A 20,843-nucleotide genomic window follows, 5' to 3' on the forward strand; every position below is an offset into this window, starting at 1 on the left:
GGATACGCGGTGTGCCGGACACCGCGGCCCGTCCGGAAGGCCCTTCCCGCCATGACCAGAGAAGACCGGCTCGACCCGCACTCGGAGATCACCCTCCGGGTGAACGGCAAGCCGCACACCCTGCTCGTCGACCACCGGCGGGTCCTGCTGGACCTGCTCCGCGAGGACCTGGGGCTCACCGGCTCCAAGAAGGGCTGCGACCACGGTCAGTGCGGCGCCTGCACCGTCCTGGTGGACGGGCGGCGCGTCAACGGCTGTCTGCTGCTCGCCGTCACCCTCGACGGCAGCGAGGTCACCACCGTCGAGGGGCTCGGCGGCGACGGCGAGGAGCCGCACCCCCTGCAGCGGGCCTTCCTCGAACGCGACGCCTTCCAGTGCGGCTACTGCACGCCCGGGCAGATCTGCTCGGCCGTGGGCATGATCGCCGAGGCCGCGGCCGGCCACCCCTCCCACGTCACCGACCCCGCGGAGCCCTCCGGCCGGCCCGTGCCGCTGGACCGGACCGAGATCCGCGAACGGCTCAGCGGCAACCTGTGCCGCTGCGGCGCCTATCCGCGCATTGTCGAAGCGGTGGAGGACGTGATCGGGTGAAGAGCTTCGGATACCTCAGGCCCACCGGCGTCCAGGAGGCCGTCGAGGCCCACGCCGCCCACCCAGGCGCCCGCTACCTCGCCGGCGGCACCAACCTCGTCGACCTGATGAAACTCGGCGTGGAGAGCCCCGGCGTCCTCATCGACGTCGGCCGGCTGCCGCTGGACGCGGTCGAGGAGCTCCCGGACGGCGCGCTGCGCGTCGGCGCCACCGTCCGCAACAGCGACCTCGCCGCCCACCCGCTCGTCCGCGACCGCTACCCGGTGCTCTCCCAGGCGCTGCTCGCGGGCGCCTCCGGCCAGCTCCGCAACGCCGCCACCACCGGCGGCAACCTGCTCCAGCGCACCCGCTGCCCGTACTTCCAGGACCTGGACAAGCCCTGCAACAAGCGCGAGCCGGGCAGCGGCTGCGGCGCCCTGGAGGGCGTCCACCGCGACCACGCCGTGCTCGGCCACTCCGCGCACTGCATCGCCACCAACCCCTCCGACATGGCCGTGGCCCTCGCGGCCCTCGACGCCCGGGTCGAGCTGTACGGCGCCGAGGGCGGCCGCAGCATCCCGGTGGCCGACTTCCACCGACTGCCCGGGGTGCGTCCGGAGCGGGACACCGAGATCCGCCCCGGCGAGCTGATCACGGGCGTGCTGCTCCCGGCCGCCCGGGCCGGCGCGCCCTCCGCCTACCGCAAGGCCCGGGACCGGGCCTCGTACGCCTTCGCCCTGGCTTCCGTGGCCGTCGTGCTGCGGGTCGCGGACGGCGTCGTGGACCAGGTGGGGCTCGCCTTCGGCGGCCTGGCCCACCGGCCCTGGCGGGCCCACCACGCGGAGACGGCCCTGCTGGGCGCGGCGGCCACCCCCGAGGCCTTCGAGGGCGCCGTCGCCCTGGAACTGGACCGCGCGGAGCCGCTGCGCGACAACGCCTACAAGGTGCCCCTCGCCCGCAACCTCGCACTGGACGTCCTGAACCGCCTCGCGCCCGCCCCCGCGACGGCCTGACCCCCGGACCCGGCCGACCCCAGGAGAACCCGATGGCGAACGACCCACTGGCGCACGGCGGCCCGCTGCCCGGGACCGGGCTGCCGCACGACGACCCGATGGCCGCCACCGGGCTGCCGCGGGACGACCCGACGACCGGGACGGGGCTGCCGCACGACGACCCGATGGCCGCCACCGGGGCGCCCCGGGACGACCCGGTGGCCGGGACCGGGCTGCCGCACGACGACCCCCTCGCCCGCACCGCCGCCGCCCGCGAAGCCGCCCCCGGCCGGCGCCCCGGCACGGGAGCCCTGGAGCAGGACCCCCTCCCCACCCCGCGGACCGGCACCGCCCTCGGGGCGCCCGCCGGGCGGCGGGAAGGACGGGAGAAGGTCACCGGGAAGGCTCGCTACGCCGCCGAGTATCCGCTGCCCGGCCGCGTCCACGCCTGGCCCGTGCCGGCGGCCGTGGCCCGGGGCCGGGTCACCGGCGTGGACACCTCGGCCGCGCTCGCGCTGCCCGGCGTCCTCGCCGTGCTGACCCCCGGCGACGCCCCGCGCCTCGGCGAGACGGACGACGCCACCCTCGCCGTCCTGCAGAACCGCCACGTGCCGCACCGGGGCTGGTGCGTCGCCCTGGCTGTCGCCGAGACCCTGGAGGCGGCCCGCGCCGCCGCCCGGGCCGTCCGCGTCGGCTACGCCACCGAGCACCACGACGTCGTACTCCGCCCCGACCACCCGGACGCCTACGAGCCCGAAGGGGGCGCTCAGCCGGGCCGCCTCGAACACGGCGACCCGTACGGCGCCTTCGCCGCCGCCGACGTCCGCCTGGACACCGAGTACCGGGTGCCGCCCCTGCACAACCACCCCATGGAACCGCACGCGAGCACCGCGCACTGGGACGGCGACCGGCTGATCGTGTACACCTCCAGCCAGGGCAGCACGACCGTCCGGTCTGTGCTCGCCGGTCTCTTCGACCTGCCCGAGGAGCACGTCACCGTGGTGGCCGAGCACGTCGGCGGCGGCTTCGGCTCCAAGGGCACCCCGCGCCCCGATGTCGTCCTCGCCGCCATGGCCGCACGGCACACCGGCCGGCCGGTCACGGTGGCCTACCCCCGCCGGTACATGCCCACCGTCGTCGGCCACCGGGCCCCCACCCTGCACCGGCTGCGCCTGGGCGCCACCGCCGACGGACACCTCACCGCGGTGCTGCACGAGGTCACCACGCACACCTCGCACGTCAGGGAGTTCGTGGAGCAGGCCGCGGTGCCCTCCCGGGTCATGTACGGCGCCCCGCACCTGCTCAGCACCCACAGGGTGGTGCCGCTGGACGTGCCCAGCCCGTCCTGGATGCGCGCCCCCGGCGAGGCCCCCGGCATGTACGCCCTGGAGTCGGCGGTCGACGAGCTCGCCGACGCCCTGCGCCTTGACCCGGTGGAACTGCGGATCCGCAACGAGCCGGACGCCGAACCCGGCAGCGGCAAGCCGTTCAGCAGCCGGCACCTCGCCGAGTGCCTGCGCGAGGGCGCCCGCCGCTTCGGCTGGGACCGGCGCGAGCCGCGCCCGCGCTCCCGGACCGAGGGCCCACTGCTCATCGGCACCGGAGTGGCCGCGGCGACCTACCCGGTCCTGATCCGGCCGTCGACCGCCACCGCCCAGGCCCTGCCCGACGGCACCTTCCTCATCAGGGTGAACGCGGCCGACATCGGCACCGGCGCGCGCACCGTCCTCGCCCAGGTCGCCGCCGACGCCCTCGGCGCGCCCCTGGACCGGGTGCGCACCGAGGTGGGCCGCAGCGATCTGCCCCCGGCGTCGCTGGCCGGCGACTCCTCCGGCACCGCCTCATGGGGCTGGGCCGTGCACGAGGCGTGCGCCGGCCTGGCGGCCCGGCTCGCCGAGCACCCTGGTCCGCTGCCCGCCGAGGGTCTCCTGGTCCGTTCCGACACCGCCGGCCGGGCGGACGCCGACTCCCCGTACGCCCGACACGCCTTCGGCGCCCACTTCGCCGAGGTCGCCGTCGATACCGTCACCGGCGAGGTACGGGCCCGCAGGATGCTCGGCGTCTTCGCCGCCGGGCGGATCCTCAACGCCCGCACCGCGCGCTCCCAGTTCGTCGGCGGCATGATCATGGGCCTGGGCATGGCCCTGACCGAGGGCAGCACCATGGACGCCCCGTTCGGTGACTTCCCCGAGGCCGATCTCGCCTCCTACCACGTGGCCGCCCACGCCGACGTCCCCGACCTGGAGGCGCACTGGATCGAGGAGGACGACCCGCACCTCAACCCCATGGGCAGCAAGGGCATCGGCGAGATCGGCATCGTCGGCACCGCCGCCGCACTCGGCAACGCCGTCCACCACGCCACCGGGATCCGGTTCCGCGAACTGCCCCTGACCCCGGACCGGATCCTGTCCGGACTGCTGTCCGAACGGTGACGGCCACGGCGGGGGACCCGGAGAGGGGGACCGCCCAGGTGCCGGGACTGCTGTGGGAGTACGACGGTTACGACCCCGCCGAGGAACGCCTGCGGGAGTCCCTGTGCACCCTGGGCAACGGCTACTTCGCCACCCGCGGCGCGCTGCCCGAGTGCGCCGCGGACGACGTGCACTACCCGGGCACCTACGCGGCCGGCGTCTACAACCGGCTCACCTCCGACGTCGCCGGCCGCCGGGTCGAGAACGAGGACATGGTCAACCTCCCCGACTGGCTGCCGCTGCGCATCCGCCCCGCCGGCCACGACTGGCTCGGGCCCGACACCGCCCCGGTCACCGAGCACCGGCAGATCCTCCACCTGGACCCGGGCGTGCTGGAACGCCGCACCCGGTACCGGCTGGACGGCGGCGGCACGCTCCTGGTGCGGCAACTGCGGCTGGTCCACATGAGCGACCCGCACCTCGCCGCCCTGCGCACCGACCTCACCGCCGAGGACTGGACCGGCGAGATCGACGTCGAGGCCGCGCTCGACGGCGGAGTCACCAACTCCGGAGTGGCCCGCTACCGCGACCTGGACGGCCGCCACCTCACCCAGGTCGAGACGGGCAGCGCCGGGTCCGGCGCGATGTGGCTGCGCTGCCGCACCCGCACCTCGGACATCGCCGTCGGGCTCGCCTGCCGGCTGACCGCCGACGCCCCCGCGGCCGACGCGCACGAGCCGACCCGGGCCGTGCGGCGCCTGCGCCTGGGACTCGCGCCGGGTCTCACGGTCACCGTCGACAAGTGCGTCGCCCTGCACACCTCCCACGACCCCGCCATCGGCGACCCGCTGTGCGCCGCCGTCGACCGGGCCGGTACCGCGCCCGACTTCGACGACCTGCTCACCTCGCACGCCACGGCCTGGGAGCAGCTGTGGCGGCGGACCGAACTCGACGTCCCGGGCGAGCCCGGCAGCATCCTGCGCCTGCACCTCTTCCACGTGCTGCAGTGCCTCTCCCCGCACACCGCCGACCTCGACGTCGGCGTTCCCGCCCGCGGACTGCACGGCGAGGCGTACCGGGGACACGTCTTCTGGGACGAGCTGTTCGTGCTGCCCTACCTCAACCTCCACCTGCCCGAAGTCTCGCGGGCGCTGCTCCGCTACCGCCACCGCCGCATGGACGCCGCCTGCCACGCGGCCCGCCAGGCCGGCCTGCGCGGGGCCCTGTATCCGTGGCAGAGCGGCAGCGACGGCCGGGAGGAGACCCAGGAGCTGCACCTCAACCCGCGCTCGGGGCGCTGGCTGCCGGACGACTCCCGGCTGCAGCGGCACGTCGGCTCGGCGGTGGCGTACAACGTGTGGCGGTACTGCGAGGCCACCGGCGACACCGAGTTCCTGCACACCGAGGGCGCCGAGATGCTGCTCCAGATCGCCCGCTTCTGGGCCGACTCGGCCACCTACGACGAACACCTCGGCCGGCACCGCATCCTGGGCGTGGTCGGCCCCGACGAGTACCACGACGCGTACCCCGGCGCCGACCGGCCCGGCCTGGACGACAACGCGTACACGAACGTGACCGCAGCCTGGGCGCTGCTGCGCGCGCTCGGCCTGCTGCGCGACCTGCCCGAGCCGCGCCGCCGCGAACTCGCCGAGCTCATCGGCCTGGAGGAGGACGAACTCGCCCGCTGGGAGGAGGTGTCCCGGACCCTCCACGTGCCCCACCACGAGGGCGTGATCAGCCAGTTCGAGGGCTACGGCGACCTCGCCGAACTGGACTGGCAGGGCTACCGCGACCGGTACGGCGACATCCGGCGCCTGGACCGGATCCTGGAGGCGGAGGGCGACACCGTCAACCGCTACAAGGCGTCGAAGCAGGCCGACGTGCTGATGCTGGGCTACCTGTTCTCGCCCGCCGAACTCCAGTCGCTGTTCCGGCGGCTGGGGCACCGCCTGGACGAGGACATCTGGTCCGCGACGGTCGACCACTACCTGCACCGCACCTCGCACGGCTCCACCCTCAGCGGTCTGGTGCACGGCTGGATCCTGGCCCGCGCCCGCCGCGCGGACGCGTGGGGCTTCGTCCAGGAGGCGCTGCGCGGCGACATCGCCGACGTCCAGGGCGGCACCACCGGCGAGGGCATCCACCTGGGCGCCATGGCCGGCACCCTCGACCTCGTACAGCGCTGCCTCACCGGCCTGGAGACCCGCGACGGCGCCCTCTGGCTCGACCCGGTGCCGCTGCCGGAACTCTCCTCCTACGGCTTCTCCCTGCGCTACCAGGGCCTTTGGGGCGTACGGCTGCGGCTGCGCGCGGGCATGCTGGAGGCCGTGGTGCCGGCCGCCTCCGGCCGCCCGCCCATCGACTTCCGCCTGCCGGACCGGGTGGTGCGGGTCGGGCCCGGGGAGAGGGTGCGCATGCGGCTGCCGGACTGACGGCGCGCGGTGCCGGCCGGCTTCTCGACGGCCGCGGTACCGACGGGCGAGGATGCCTTCGGGCGGACGCGCGCGCGTACGCCGGTGCGGGGACCGGAGGTCCGGCGCGGGACGAGAGGGCAGGGGACGAGGAGATGCGGGACATGGACGCGGCCGGACGGCCCGGGCCGCGGGCCGGCGACGGGCAGGAGCCGCTGCGCGCGCTCGCGGTGGACGACGAGGAACCCGCGCTCGGGGAACTGCTGTACCTCCTGGGGGAGGACGAGCGGATCGGCAGCGTGGTACCCGCCCTGGACGCCGCCGCCGCGATGCGCCTGCTGGAGCGCGCCACGGCGGCGGGCCCCGACGGCCCGGACGCCTTCGACGTCGTGTTCCTCGACATCAACATGCCCGGCCTGAGCGGCCTGGACCTGGCCGGTCTGCTCGGCGGCCACCCGGACCCGCCGCTGATCGTCTTCGTCACCGCCCACGAGGACTTCGCGCTGCGGGCGTTCGACCTCAAGGCCGTCGACTACCTGCTCAAGCCCCTGCGCAAGGAACGCTTCGCGGAGGCCGTACGGCGGGTCGCCGAACTGACCAGGGCCGGGCAGGGACCCCGGCCGCCCCGGCTCCCGTCGTCCGGCCCCGCCCCGGCAGGCGGCCCCGGCGACCAGGTCCCCGTGGAACTCGGCGGGGTGACGCGGTTCGTGCCCGTCGCCGACATCACCTACGTCGAGGCCCAGGGCGACTACGCCCGCCTGCACACCCCGCACGGCAGCCATCTGGTGCGCGTCCCGCTGACCGCCCTGGAGGAGCAGTGGCGCCCGCGCGGCTTCGTCCGCATCCACCGCAGCCGCCTGGTGGCCCTCGGCCGCATCGAGGAACTCCGCCTGGACGGCGGCAACCTGACCGTCAGGATCGGCGACCGGATCCTCGCCGTGAGCCGCCGCAACGCCCGGGAACTGCGGGACCTGCTGGCCGCGCGGGCCCGGGGGACGGTACGCGGACGGCGGTGACGCGGGCGGTCGCGGGGAGCCGCGCGCGGCGGCCGCGGCGGCCCGGCGGCGATCCGCGTCCGGTGTCTACCTGACCGCCCCCGTGCTGCGTACACTCGCGGCAACAAGGTGATCACCGCGGTGCCGGGGAGTGCGTGATGGGTGCGGAATCCGTCCCTCGCAGGGAGGTGGTCACCGGACGCCCCCGCACCGACCGCGCCCGCCTCCCCCCGCCCCGGGCCGCAGCCCCGCCCGGCGGCCGCGCCGCCGCCCCGGGCGACGACGCCCCCGTCCGTTCGCTGATGCGCCGTCAGCTCCGTGCCGCTCTCACCACGACGGCCCTGCTCGCCGCGTCCCTGGGACCGCTCCCCGTACTCCTGCGGCTCGTCCCCGGCGGCGCGCGGCACGACGTCCCGCCGGCCGTCTGGCTGCTGCTCGGCGTGGCGCCGTACCCGGTCCTGCTCTGCGCCGGGGCCTGGTACGTCCGCCGGGCCGAGCGCAACGAGGGTGACGTGACCGGGCGTTGAACCAGACGTACGGAATCGCCGGGGTGTCGGCCGTGGTCCTGGCCACGGTGCTGGTCGGCGCGCTGGGCCTGCGCGTCTCGCGCACCACCTCCGACTTCTACGTCGCCTCGCGCAGCGTCCGGCCGCGGCTCAACGCCTTCGCCGTCAGCGGCGAGTACCTGTCCGCCGCCTCCTTCCTCGGCGTCGCCGGACTGCTCCTCTCCCAGGGCGCCGACATGCTCTGGTTCCCCATCGGCTACACCGCGGGGTTCCTGGTCCTGCTCGCCTTCGTCGCCGCCCCGCTGCGCCGGTCCGGCGCCTACACCCTGCCGGACTTCGCGGAGGCCCGCCTGGAGTCCCGCGCCGTGCGGCGGATCGCCGGGGTGCTCGTGGTCGGCGTCGGCTGGCTCTACATGCTGCCCCAGCTCCGCGGCGCCGGGCTGATCCTGCGGCTGCTCACCGGCGCGCCCGGCTGGTCCGGCGGCCTGGTCGTCGCCGCCGTGGTCACCGTGGCGGTGGCCGCCGGCGGCATGCGCAGCGTCACCTTCGTCCAGGCGTTCCAGTACTGGCTGAAGCTCACTGCCCTGCTGGTGCCCGCGGTGTTCCTGCTCATCGCCTGGCGCGCCGACCAGGCCCCGGCGCCCGCCTGGGACGAGCGGCCCGTCTTCCAGCGCTCCACCCGGGTCACCGTGGACCGGCCGCTGACCCTCACCGTCCACGAGCCGGTGCGCGTCACCGTCACCGGAACGGTCGACGGACGGCCCCTGGAGGGCGGCCCGCTCACCCTCGGCGCGGGCGCCCACCGGATCGGCCCCGGCACCGCCCTTAGCTTCCCGCCCGGCGCCCCCGTGCCGCTGCCCGGCGACGGCGGACCCGACGCGGCCCCCGCCGGCTGGACGCAGCCGCTGTCGGCGGGCCGCGAACAGCACGGCCTGTACGCCACCTACGGGCTGATCCTCGCCACCTTCCTCGGCACCATGGGCCTGCCGCACGTCGTCGTCCGCTTCTACACCAACCCCGACGGCCGGGCCGCCCGCCGCACCACCGTCGTCGTGCTCGGCCTGCTCGGCGCCTTCTACCTGCTGGTCCCGCTCTACGGCGTGCTCGGCCGGCTCTACGCCCCCGACCTGCTGCTGACCGGCGACACCGACGCGGCGGTGCTCGTCCTGCCGCAGCGGCTGATCGGCGGGCCCGGCGGCGACCTGCTGGGCGCCCTGGTCGCGGGCGGCGCCTGCGCGGCCTTCCTGTCCACCGTCTCCGGACTGACCATGTCCGTAGCCGGGGTGCTCGCCCAGGACGTGCTGCCCACCCTCGGCATCCGCGACTTCCGGCTCGCGACCCTGCCCGCCATCGCGGTGCCCACCGCCGCCAGCGCCGTCGTCAGCGACCTGCCGGTGGCCGACGCGGTCGGCCTCGCCTTCGCCGTGTCCGCCTCCTCGTTCTGCCCGCTGCTGCTCCTCGGCATCTGGTGGCGCGGCCTGACCCCGCCGGGCGCGGTCGCCGGGCTGCTCCTCGGCGGCGGATCCGCGCTCACCGCGGTGACCGTGACCATCGCCGGCGGGGCGAGATCCGGCCCGCTGCACACCCTGCTGGCCTGGCCGGCCGTCTGGTCGGTCCCCGTGGGTTTCGCGGCCATGGTGCTGATCTCCCTGGCCACCCGGCACCGGGTCCCGGCGTCCGTGGCCGCCACGATGGCCCGGCTCCACCTGCCCGAGCCCGCGAGCGGCCGGGGCGTCCCGCCCGGCGGTGGCACCCGGCGGGCCCCGGGGCGCCGCTCGTGACCGCGCTGGGCACCGTCGTCCTCGCCGTGGCCGCTCTCGCGCTGTTCGCCCTGGGCGCCGCCCTCGGCCACGCCGGCGCCCGCCGGCAGCAGGAGCACCCGGCCGACGTGGGCACCCCCGTCGAGCGGGCCACCTTCCACACCCTGCACACCGCCTCCCTCGCCGCGCCGCCGCTGCGCGCGGGACTCACCCCGGACACCGCCCGCAAGGCGGCCCGCCGGCTGCGTCCGCTGCTCGGCACGGTCGCCCTCGCCCTCGCCGACGAGGAGTCCGTGCTCGCCTGGGACGGCACCGGCGACCACCACCGGGCCGCGGCCGAGGCCCACCTCGCCCACGCCGCGCGCACCCGGACGTTCCCGCTCGCCTGCCCCGACGCCCGCTGCCCCGTGCGCTGGGGGGTGGTGGTCCCGCTGACGGTCGACGGCCGGGCGGCCGGCGCCCTGGCCGCCTTCGCCGACCAGGAGTCCGCCGTCGTGGTGCGGGCCGCCGAGGAAGTCGCCCGCTGGGTCTCCGTCCAACTCGAACTCGTCGACCTGGACCGGGCGCGCTCCACCGTGATCGAGGCCGAGATCCGGGCCCTGCGCGCCCAGATATCCCCGCACTTCATCTACAACTCGCTCGCCTCCATCGCCTCGTTCGTCCGCACCGACCCCGAGCGGGCCCGGGAACTGCTGCTGGAGTTCGCCGACTTCACGCGCTACTCCTTCCGCCGGGGCGGCGACTTCACCACGCTCGCCGAGGAGCTGCGCTCGATCGAGCAGTACCTCGAACTCGCCCGCGCCCGCTTCGGCAGACGCCTGGAGGTGACCTTGCGGATCGCCCCCGAGGTACTGCCCGTCACCCTGCCGTTCCTCTGCTTGCAGCCCCTGGTCGAGAACGCGCTCAAACACGGTCTGGAGGAGTCCGTGGACCGCGGCCGGATCACCATCACCGCCGAGGACGAGGGCACCGAGGCCCGCGTCGTCATCGAGGACGACGGCGTAGGCATGGACCCGCAGCGCCTGCGCGACCTGCTGCGCGGACGCGGCGGGCCGTCCGCCGGGATCGGCCTGAGCAACGTGGACATGCGGCTGCGCCAGGTCTACGGCGACGACCACGGTCTCGTGATCGAGACCGGCGTCGGCGCCGGCACGAAGATCACCGTACGGCTCCCCAAGTTCCACCCGGGCTCGGCCCGCTGAGGTGAAAGGACGCAAGATCCGATGGAAACGGACACCGCTGTACCCGCCGGCGCCGCCGACCGGGCCCTGGCCCTGCTCCGCGAGTGCGGCGCCGAGACCATGGCGCACCCCGGCGGCACCCTTCTCGCGCACCTGCGCCGCGTCCAGGACCGGCTGGCGCTCTGGCAGGCCCGTCCGGCGCTCCGGCTCGCCGGGCTCTGCCACGCGTTCTACGGCACCGACGGGTTCCCCGGCGCCCTGCTGCCGGTGACCCGCCGGGCTGAACTCGCGGCGGTGATCGGCGCCGAGGCCGAGGCGATCGTCTACCTCTACGCCTCCTGTGACCGCGGCGCCACCTACCCGGGGCTCGCGCGGCCCGACGCGCCCTTCCACGACCGCTTCACCGGCGAGCCGCACGTGCCCGGTCCGCGGTCGCGCCGGGACTTCGCCGAACTGTCGGCCGCGAACGAACTCGACCTCGCCCGCCTCGATCCCGCCTTCCGCGAACGCTGGGGCGCCGAGCTGCTCGCGCTCTTCACCCGGCTCGAGGAGCTGCTGAGCCCCGCGGCCCGGCTCGACTGCCGCACCGTCCTGGCCCCGGCCGCCCGATGACCCGCGCCCGGCACCGCGTGACCCGGTCCCCGCCGCCAACGCGGGCGGCAATCGACGCAATTCATTTGCGGAAATTGCGCTAGGCTTGCGTACATGACGCGACGACTTGCTCAGGTGGCTAAGAAAGTGGGGGTCAGCGAGGCGACGGTCAGTCGTGTCCTCAATGGCAAGCCCGGTGTCTCGGAGTCGACCCGCCAGTCGGTGCTCACCGCTCTCGACGTCCTCGGCTACGAGCGGCCCACGCAGCTCCGCGGCGAGCGGGCCCGGCTCGTCGGGCTCGTCCTGCCGGAGCTGCAGAACCCGATCTTCCCGGCGTTCGCCGAGGTCATCGGTGCCGCGCTGGCTCAGCAGGGGCTGACGCCGGTGCTCTGCACCCAGACCAAGGGCGGCGTCTCCGAGGCGGACTACGTGGACCTCCTGCTGCAGCAGCAGGTGTCCGGCGTGGTCTTCGCCGGCGGTCTGTTCGCGCAGGCCGACGCGCCGCACGACCACTACCGGCAGCTCGCCGAGCGGGACATCCCGGTGGTCCTCATCAACGCCTCCATCGAGGGCCTCGACTTCCCCTGTGTCGCCTGCGACGACGCCGTCGCGGTCGAGCAGGCCTGGCGCCACCTCGCCTCCCTGGGGCACGAGCGGATCGGGCTGGTCCTCGGCCCGGGCGACCACGTCCCCTCGCGCCGCAAGCTGGAGGCCGCCCGGGTGGTGGCGCGCGGCAACGGCGCCGAGCTGCCGGAGGAGTTCGTCGCGCGGTCCATGTTCTCGCTCGAGGGCGGACAGGCCGCGGCCGCCCGGCTCCTGGAGCGTGGGGTGACCGGCATCGTGTGCGCGAGCGACCCGCTGGCGCTGGGCGCCATAAGGGCGGTGCGCAGGCGCGGGCTGAGCGTCCCCGGGGACGTGTCGGTCGTCGGCTACGACGACTCCGCCTTCATGAACTGCACCGAGCCGCCGCTGTCGACGGTCCGTCAGCCCATCGAGGCGATGGGCCGGGCGGCGGTCGAGCTGCTCTGCGCCCAGCTCCAGGGCACCCGTTCGCACCCCGGTGAGCTGCTCTTCGAGCCCGAGCTGGTACTGCGCGGCTCCACGGCGCCCCCGCCCGCGGGCTGACCCCCCTCCTCGCCTCCCGGCCGCCACCGGCGCGAGGACACCGCACCAGCGGTGTCCTCGCGCCGGTGTTTTCGTATGCCGTGATCCACAAGTTCTCGCGTCAGCAGCGTAGACGACTCAACAGCTCTCTGGAACTCTCTGAGCGTTCAACGCAAAGAGGAGACATCCATGCGTTTCATTCATGAGGCCTAGATTCGAGGGACTGATGAGAATCCGCAGAAGGGGATCGCGGTGCCTGAGCGCCGTGATCGTGACCAGCCTGCTGGCGCTGGTCGGCCCGGTGGCGACCGCCCGGGCCGCTGGAGGACCCGACATCGCGCTCGGGGCCAGGTCGTCGGCCAGCAGCGCCCACAGCGAGTACGCCGCCGCGAACATCACCGACGGCGACCAGGGCACCTACTGGCAGAGCGCCGGCTCCGACTTGCCCCAGTGGGTGCAGACCGACCTGGGCACGACCGAGAACGTGGACGAGGTCGTCCTCAAGCTGCCCGCCGGATGGGAGAGCCGGGCCGAGACGCTCTCCGTCCAGGGCAGCGCCGACGGCACGGGTTTCAGCACGCTGAAGACCTCCGCCTCGTACACCTTCAGCCCGGGCTCAGGGAACACCGTCACGGTCGCCTTCCCGGCCGCCCGGACCAGGTTCGTACGGATCGACGTCACCGACAACACCGGCTGGCGGGCGGCGCAGCTCTCCGAGCTGGAGGTGCACGCCGCCGGTGAGTCGTCGGTGAACCTGGCCGCCGGCCGGAACCTCACCGCGAGCAGCCACACCCAGACGTACATCCCGCAGAACGCGGGCGACGGCGACCGGGCCACCTACTGGGAGAGCGCCAACGACGACTTCCCGCAGTGGCTGCGCGCCGACCTCGGCTCCTCCGTGCGCGTCGACCGCGTGGTGCTGCGGCTGCCCGCCGGCTGGGAGAAGCGCAGCCAGACGCTCAAGGTCCAGGGCAGCGCGAACGGCACGGACTTCACCGATCTGACCGCCTCCCGCGCCGTCACCTTCGACCCGGCGACGGGCAACTCGGCGACCGTCGCCCTGGACGCCGCCACCACCCGCTACGTCCGGGTGCTCGTCACGGCCAACTCCGCGCAGCCCGGCGCCCAGTTAGCCGAGATGGAGGTGTACGGCCCGCGAACGGGGGACACCCGGGCCCCCAGCGCCCCGGCCGGACTGACGCTCACCGAGCCCGCCACCGGACAGGTGCGGCTGAGCTGGAACGCGGCCACCGACGACGTCGCAGTGACCGGGTACGACGTCTACGCCAACGGCTCGCTGCTGGCCGGCGTCGCCGGTGACGTCACCACGTACACGGACACCCGCCCGGCCGGCGAGACCGTCTCCTACTACGTGCGGGCCCGGGACGCGGCCGGCAACCAGTCGGGCAACAGCAACACCGTCACCCGCACCGGCGGCAAGGGCGACACCCAGGCGCCGACCGCCCCCTCGAACCTGGCGTACACCGAACCGGCGGACGGCCAGATCAAGCTGACCTGGACCGCGTCCACGGACGACACCCGGGTCACCGGCTACGACGTCTACGCCGGCAACATCCTGCGCGACAGCGTCGCCGGTGACGTCACCACCTTCACCGACACCCAGCCCACGACGCGCACGGTGACCTACTACGTGCGCGCCAGGGACGCGGCCGGCAACCAGTCCGCGCCCAGCAACAGCGTGACCCGCAACGGCACCGGGGGCGCGGGTTCCAACCTCGCCGTCGGCAAGCCCATCGCCGCCTCCTCCGCCGTCGACCCCTACGTCGCCGCGAACGCCGACGACAACAGCACCACGACCTACTGGGAGGGCGCGGCCGGCAGCTACCCGAACACGCTGACCGTCAAGCTGGGCGCCAACGCCGACCTGGACCGCCTCGTGCTGAAGCTGAACCCGGACTCCGTCTGGGCCAGGCGGACGCAGACGATCGAGGTGCTGGGCCGGGAGCAGAGCGCCGACGGCTTCACGTCCCTGGTCGCGGCGAAGAGCTACACCTTCGACCCGGCCGACGGCAACGCCGTCACCGTCCCGGTCACCGCCCGGGTGGCCGACGTGCGGCTGCGGTTCACGGCCAACTCCGGCGCCACCGGCGGCCAGCTCGCCGAGTTCCAGGTGATCGGGGTCCCGGCGCCCAACCCCGACCTGGAGGTCACCGGCCTGACCGTGTCGCCCGCCGCCCCGGTCGAGACGGACTCCGTCATGGTGTCGGCCACCGTGCGCAACAGCGGCCCGGCCGCCGCCCCGCCGAGCAGGGTCGCCGTGACCCTCGGCGGCACCAAGGCCGCCACCGCGCAGGTCGGGGCCCTCGCGGCGGGGGAGGAGACCACCGTCACCGCCTCCCTCGGACAGCGCGACGCGGGGACCTACCAGCTCGGTGCCGTCGCCGACGACGGTGACGCGGTGATCGAGCAGAACGAGTCCAACAACACGTACAGCAGCCTGAGTCCGCTGGTCGTCAAGTCCGTCGACAGCTCCGACCTGGTCGCGTCAGCGGTGACCACCTCGCCGTCCAGCCCGACGGCGGGCGACGAGGTCACCTTCAAGGTGACCCTGAGGAACCAGGGAACCCGCGCCAGCGCCGCGGGCGCCCACGGCGTCACCCTGACCCTGACCGGCTCCAAGGGCGACACGGTCAAGACCCTGACCGGCTCCTGGGACGGGATCCTCGCGGCCGGCTCCGCACAGGACGTCCGGCTGGGCCCGTGGACCGCCGCGGACGGCTCGTACACCGTGAAGACCGTCGTCGCCGACGACGCCGAAGAGCTGCCGGTCAAACGCGCGAACAACACCTCCGTCCAGCCGCTGTTCGTCGGCCGCGGCGCCAACATGCCCTACGACATGTACGAGGCGGAGGACGGCGCCACCGGCGGCGGAGCCAAGGTGGTCGGGCCCAACCGCACCGTGGGCGACATCGCCGGCGAGGCCTCCGGCCGCAAGGCCGTCACCCTGAACTCGACGGGGCAGTACGTCGAGTTCACCACCCGCGCCGCGACCAACACCCTGGTGACCCGCTTCTCCGTCCCGGACGCACCGGGCGGCGGGGGCATCGACACGACGATCGACGTCTACGTCGACGGCGTCTTCAAGAAGGCGCTGCCGCTGACGTCGAAGTACGCCTGGCTGTACGGGGCGGAGACCGCGCCCGGCAACTCCCCCGGCTCGGGGGCCCCGCGGCACATCTACGACGAGGCGCACGTCCTCCTCGGCGAGACCGTGCCGAAGGGCAGCACCGTCCGGCTGCAGAAGGACGCCGCGAACACCTCGACGTACGCCATCGACTTCGTCAGCCTGGAACAGGTGGCGCCGGTCGCCAACCCCGACCCCGCCGCGTACGCCGTGCCCACCGGATTCACCCACCAGGCCGTGCAGGACGCCCTGGACAGGGTGCGCATGGACACCACCGGCAAGCTGGTCGGCGTCTACCTGCCGCCCGGCGACTACGAGACGTCGAACAAGTTCCAGGTGTACGGCAAGGCCGTGAAGGTGGTCGGCGCCGGACCCTGGTACACGACCTTCCACGCGCCGGCGGCGCAGGAGAACACCGACATCGGCTTCCGGGCCGACACGACCGCCAAGGGCTCGCTCTTCAAGGGCTTCGCGTACTTCGGCAACTACACCTCGCGGATAGACGGCCCGGGCAAGGTGTTCGATTTCTCGGGCGTCTCGGACGTCGTCATCGACGACATCTGGAACGAGCACATGGTCTGCCTGTACTGGGGGGCCGACACGGACCGCATCACCATCAGGAACTCCCGGATCCGCGACATGTTCGCCGACGGGATCAACATGACCAACGGCTCCACCGACAACCTGGTGACCAACAACGACGCGCGCGCCACCGGCGACGACAGCTTCGCGCTGTTCTCGGCGATCGACGCGGGCGGCGCGGACGAGAAGAACAACGTCTACGAGAACCTGACCAGCACCCTGACCTGGCGCGCCGCGGGGGTGGCCGTCTACGGCGGCTACCACAACACCTTCCGCAACATACGCATCGCGGACACGCTGGTGTACTCCGGAATCACCATCTCCTCCCTGGACTTCGGCTACCCGATGAACGGCTTCGGGACCGATCCGACGACCTTCGAGAACGTGACCATCGAGCGGGCCGGCGGCCACTTCTGGGGCGCGCAGACCTTCCCGGCCATCTGGGTCTTCTCCGCGTCGAAGGTGTTCCAGGGCATCCGGGTCAACCACGTCGACATCGTCGATCCCACCTACAGCGGGGTGATGTTCCAGACCAACTACTCCGGCGGGCAGCCGCAGTATCCCGTCAAGGACACCGTCTTCACCGACGTCTCCATCAGCGGCGCCCGCAGGAGCGGGGACGCCTACGACGCCAAGTCGGGCTTCGGTCTGTGGGCCAACGAGATGCCGGAGGCGGGACAGGGTCCCGCCGTCGGCGAGGTGACGTTCAACGGCCTCCGGCTGAGCGGCAACGCGGTGGACGTCCGTAACACGACCAGCACCTTCAAGATCAACATCAACCCCTGAGGTCGCCGCAAACTGCTTGCGGGACTTTGCAGCACGCTTGCGTGCACTCCCTGCCCTCGTGACGAGGGTGTCCCGGCCCGCCTCTGGTGCCTCCCGAGGCGGGCCGCGGACTGTTCTGCCGTCTGTGTACGGCCTGTTGAGGCCGTTACGTCAACTCCGCGCGCGTAGGGCTGGACTCAGTGACTGTCAAACAATTACGAAGTTAGCGCGACATCTTGCGGGCTGTTGTTGGGGGTGGTTGAGTGTGCGGCGCCCCACAACGCACCGAGTCGCACCGACGGTGGGGTGACCTCACCGTTCATGCCCGAAGGGGACCACCCATGAGAAGTGCCCGGTTCCGCCGTACCCGCCGCTCCGGCGCGGTCGCCCTCGTCTCCGCGCTCACCCTGACCGCGCTCGCCGCCTGCGGCACCAGCGCGAGCAACAACGGCGCCGGTGGTTCCGAAGGAGGTGGCTCCTCCGACCCGGCCGCCCCCCTGGATCCCAAGACCAAGGTGACGATCACCATCGACTGCATGCCCCCCGCGGCCAAGGCGGCCGAACTGCGCGAGTGGAAGCAGGACGTCGCCGAGTTCAACAAGAAGTACCCGAACGTGACCATCGAGGGCCGCTCCACCCCGGGCCAGTGCCTGGAGCCGCCCCGCTTCACCGCGATGCTCAAGGCCAAGTCCCAGCCCGACGTGTTCTACACGTACTTCACCGACCTGCCGCAGGTGCTCGACAACGACGGGGCCGCCGACATCACGGCCTACGTCAACGACAAGACGGTCCCGCTGCTGAAGGACATCGACCCGAACGTGCTCGGCTCGCTCAAGCACGACGGCAAGCTCTACGGCCTGCCCACCAGCAACTACACCATGGGCCTGCTCATCAACCGCAGACTCTTCAAGCAGGCCGGCCTCGACCCCGACACCCCGCCGCGCACCTGGGACGAGGTCCGCGTCGCCGCCAGGAAGATCGCCGCCCTCGGCAACGGCATCGCCGGCTACGGCGACTACAGCGCGGCCAACACCGGCGGCTGGCACTTCACCGCGCAGGTGTACAGCCTCGGCGGCGACATCGTGGACGCGAGCGGGAAGAAGGCCGCGTTCAACAACGACATCGGCCGCCAGGTGGCGCGCAACCTGCACGCCATGCGCTGGGACGACGACAGCATGGGCAAGACCCAGTTGCTGAAGTGGGGCGACCTGCAGAAGCAGATCGCGAGCGACAAGCTCGGCATGTTCCTCGCCGCTCCCGACGACATCGCGTACATGGTCCAGCAACTCGGCGCGAAGTACGAGAACTTCGGCATGGGCCCGATCCCGGGTGAGAAGAGCACACTGGCCGGCGGCAACAACTACATGATCAAGAGCGGCATCTCCGCCGACAAGATCAAAGCCGCGATCGCCTGGCTGAACTTCAAGAACCTCACCGTCGGCAAGGGCCAGTTCGACTGGGCCCGCACCAAGGCCGACAAGCTCCCGGTCGGCGTCCCGCAGCCCAACTTCTGGCTGGGGGAGTCGAAGAAGAAGGACGACGCGGCGCGGCTCGCGAACGCCACCATGCCGGTCGCCAACTTCAAGACGTTCATGGACAACCCGGTGCCCGGCAAGGCCGAACCGCCCAAGGCGCAGGAGATCTACAAGGTCCTCGACAACGTGATGTCCGGCATCCTCACCAACAAGGACGCCGACGTCGACAAGCTGCTCTCCACGGCCGAGGCACAGGTCGACCAGGTCCTCGCCAACCAGTGACCGGCGCCCGGCGGGGGCCGACGGGCGGCCCCCGCCGGGAGCACCGTGTCAGCGCCGCGGCGGCCCGTCCCCCCGCGGCCCCTGTGCCCCAGCAATCCCGCAGCCGAGCACCAAGGAGCGACGATGGCGGCCCCCAGTCTGACCCCGAGCACGGCGGACCCCGCCCGCCCGGCACCCCCGCGCACAGCGGGCCCGCCACCTCCCGACGGCCGGTTCGCCCGGAGCCTGCGGCGCAACCTGACCGCCCACGGCTTCCTCATCGGCGCGGTCGTCTGCTTCGCGGTGTTCTCCTGGTACCCCATGATCAGGGAGTTCGCCCTCGCGTTCCAGAAGACCGGCAACGGCGGGACCCGCTGGGTCGGCCTGGACAACCTCGAGACCGTCTACCACGACCCCGCCTTCTGGCAGGCCTGGCGCAACACCCTGCTGTTCACCCTGCTGGCGCTGCTCCTCGGCTTCGCGGTGCCCTTCGTCACCGCGATCGTCATCAACGAGTTCCGGCACGGCCAGGGCTACCTCCGGCTCCTGGTCTACCTGCCCGTGATGCTCCCGCCGGTCGCCTCCGTGCTGCTCTTCAAGTACCTCTACGACCCCGGGTACGGTCTGCTCAACGAGTTGCTGCGCTTCCTGCACCTGCCCGAGCAGCAGTGGCTGCAGGACCCCGGCCTGTCGATGCTGTCCGTCGTCATCGCCTCGACCTGGATGAACATGGGCGGCGCGACCCTGGTCTACCTCGCCGCGCTCCAGGGCGTCCCCGGCGAGCTGTACGAGGCGGCCGAGCTCGACGGCGCCGGCCTGCTGCGCAAGGTCTGGCACGTCACGGTCCCGCAGACCCGGCTGGTCCTTTCGCTGATGCTGCTGATGCAGGTCGTCGCGACCATGCAGGTCTTCGTCGAGCCGTTCCTGCTCACCGGCGGCGCCGGCCCCGAGGGTTCGACCACCACGGTCGTCTACCTGATCTACCAGTACGCCTTCAACTTCAACAACTACGGTGCCGCGGCGGCGCTCGGCCTGCTCCTGCTCGTACTCCTCGCCGGGTTCTCGGCGGCGTACGTGCGGCTCAGCCGCGCCGGCGACGAGTAGACGGGGGAGACCGGCATGTCCACACGCACACTCATCTCACCGGCCCGACTCGCCGAGCCGCGCGGCAGGTTGCTCTACTGGTCGGTCTTCGCCGTCGTCGTCGCGGCCTTCACCCTGGTGTTCCTCGGACCGCTGTACTGGCTGGCCTCCAGCGGCGTCAAAGACCCGCAGGAGGTGATCCAGACCCCGCCGACCCTGGTGCCGAGGTCCTTCACGCCGGGCAACTACAGCCGCGCCTGGGACGTCATGGACCTCTCCCGGCTGCTGCTCAACACGACGTTCTACGCGTTCGGCGCGCTGGCCTGCCAGCTCGTCCTGGACGTGGCCGCCGCCTATTCACTGTCCAGGCTGCGCCCGGTCCTCGGCAAGGCGATCCTCGGCATGATGCTGGCCACGCTCATGATCCCGGCCACCGTGCTCGTCGTACCCCAGTACCTGACCGTCCTCGACGTGCCGTTCGTGCACCGCAACCTGCTCAACTCGCCCTGGGCGATCTGGCTTCCCTCCGTCACCAACGCTTTCAACATCTTCCTGCTGAAGCGGTTCTTCGACTCCATTCCGAAGGAGCTCCTCGACGCGGCCGCCATGGACGGCGCCTCCCCGATGCGCGTCCTGTGGTCGATCGTGCTGCCCGTCTCCCGGCCCATCCTCGGGGTGGTGTCGATCTTCGCGATCGTCGGCGTCTGGAAGGACTTCCTCTGGCCGATGCTCACCCTGCCCGACCCGTCCAAGCAGACGCTCAACGTGGGCATCTACTCGCTCTCCACCGGGGTGCCCGTGAACATCCTGATCGCCGCCCTGACGATCGCCTCGCTGCCGACCCTGCTGATCTTCCTGGTCTTCCAGCGGAACATCATGAGCGGCCTGACCGCCGGCGGCCTCAAGGGCTGACCGCACGGCCCGCCCCCGCACCCCCCTCCCCAGCCTTCGCCGCCGGCCCGTCCGACGCCCCGCAGCATCCGGGCCGGCGGCGGAGATCCACACTGCCCG

14 protein-coding genes are annotated in these 20,843 nt (G+C 73.0%); all 14 read left to right on the forward strand.

Features of this window, described 5'->3' with window-relative positions; translation table 11 throughout:
* Positions 1-51 precede the first annotated feature (51 nt).
* Positions 52-591 carry a (2Fe-2S)-binding protein gene (locus tag ACFQ9Z_RS10365; protein WP_281293838.1) on the forward strand — a complete coding sequence of 180 codons (540 nt, stop codon included), beginning with the start codon at positions 52-54 and terminating at the stop codon, positions 589-591.
* Positions 588-1,583, forward strand: a complete 996-nt coding sequence (locus ACFQ9Z_RS10370; RefSeq protein ID WP_383013903.1) for an FAD binding domain-containing protein — start codon at positions 588-590, stop codon at positions 1,581-1,583. The genes ACFQ9Z_RS10365 and ACFQ9Z_RS10370 overlap by 4 nt, the downstream gene beginning before the upstream one ends.
* Before the next feature lie 32 nt (positions 1,584-1,615).
* Positions 1,616-3,994, forward strand: a complete 2,379-nt coding sequence (locus ACFQ9Z_RS10375) for a xanthine dehydrogenase family protein molybdopterin-binding subunit (protein WP_383013906.1) — start codon at positions 1,616-1,618, stop codon at positions 3,992-3,994.
* Positions 3,995-4,032: 38 nt separating this feature from the next.
* Positions 4,033-6,405: a glycoside hydrolase family 65 protein gene (locus ACFQ9Z_RS10380; RefSeq protein ID WP_383014472.1), complete on the forward strand. Its 2,373-nt coding sequence runs from the start codon at positions 4,033-4,035 to the stop codon at positions 6,403-6,405.
* 143 nt (positions 6,406-6,548) lie between these two features.
* Entirely contained in the window at positions 6,549-7,400 is an 852-nt protein-coding gene (locus tag ACFQ9Z_RS10385) for a LytR/AlgR family response regulator transcription factor (protein WP_383013909.1), read from the forward strand.
* 137 nt (positions 7,401-7,537) lie between these two features.
* Entirely contained in the window at positions 7,538-7,906 is a 369-nt protein-coding gene (locus ACFQ9Z_RS10390) for a hypothetical protein (protein WP_383013914.1), read from the forward strand.
* Positions 7,903-9,666: a cation acetate symporter gene (locus ACFQ9Z_RS10395; RefSeq protein ID WP_383013917.1), complete on the forward strand. Its 1,764-nt coding sequence runs from the start codon at positions 7,903-7,905 to the stop codon at positions 9,664-9,666. Before ACFQ9Z_RS10390 ends, ACFQ9Z_RS10395 begins: the two co-directional genes overlap by 4 nt.
* Entirely contained in the window at positions 9,663-10,847 is a 1,185-nt protein-coding gene (locus ACFQ9Z_RS10400; RefSeq protein WP_383013920.1) for a sensor histidine kinase, read from the forward strand. The genes ACFQ9Z_RS10395 and ACFQ9Z_RS10400 overlap by 4 nt, the downstream gene beginning before the upstream one ends.
* 21 nt (positions 10,848-10,868) lie before the next feature.
* Positions 10,869-11,438 carry a DUF6817 domain-containing protein gene (locus ACFQ9Z_RS10405; protein WP_383013923.1) on the forward strand — a complete coding sequence of 190 codons (570 nt, stop codon included), beginning with the start codon at positions 10,869-10,871 and terminating at the stop codon, positions 11,436-11,438.
* 93 nt (positions 11,439-11,531) lie between these two features.
* Positions 11,532-12,542, forward strand: coding sequence for a LacI family DNA-binding transcriptional regulator (locus tag ACFQ9Z_RS10410; RefSeq protein ID WP_383013926.1), 1,011 nt, complete (start codon positions 11,532-11,534; stop codon positions 12,540-12,542).
* A 205-nt stretch (positions 12,543-12,747) separates the two neighbouring features.
* On the forward strand, positions 12,748-17,034 hold the full coding sequence (locus ACFQ9Z_RS10415) for a discoidin domain-containing protein (RefSeq protein WP_383013929.1): 4,287 nt from the start codon (positions 12,748-12,750) through the stop codon (positions 17,032-17,034).
* A gap of 320 nt (positions 17,035-17,354) precedes the next feature.
* Positions 17,355-18,770, forward strand: coding sequence for an extracellular solute-binding protein (locus ACFQ9Z_RS10420; protein WP_383013933.1), 1,416 nt, complete (start codon positions 17,355-17,357; stop codon positions 18,768-18,770).
* A 123-nt stretch (positions 18,771-18,893) separates the two neighbouring features.
* Positions 18,894-19,853, forward strand: coding sequence for a carbohydrate ABC transporter permease (locus ACFQ9Z_RS10425; RefSeq protein WP_383013936.1), 960 nt, complete (start codon positions 18,894-18,896; stop codon positions 19,851-19,853).
* A 15-nt stretch (positions 19,854-19,868) separates the two neighbouring features.
* On the forward strand, positions 19,869-20,744 hold the full coding sequence (locus ACFQ9Z_RS10430) for a carbohydrate ABC transporter permease (RefSeq protein WP_383013939.1): 876 nt from the start codon (positions 19,869-19,871) through the stop codon (positions 20,742-20,744).
* The last annotated feature ends 99 nt before the right edge of the window (positions 20,745-20,843 follow it).

Source organism: Streptomyces sp. NPDC056580 (assembly GCF_042793175.1).
Classification (GTDB): domain Bacteria; phylum Actinomycetota; class Actinomycetes; order Streptomycetales; family Streptomycetaceae; genus Streptomyces.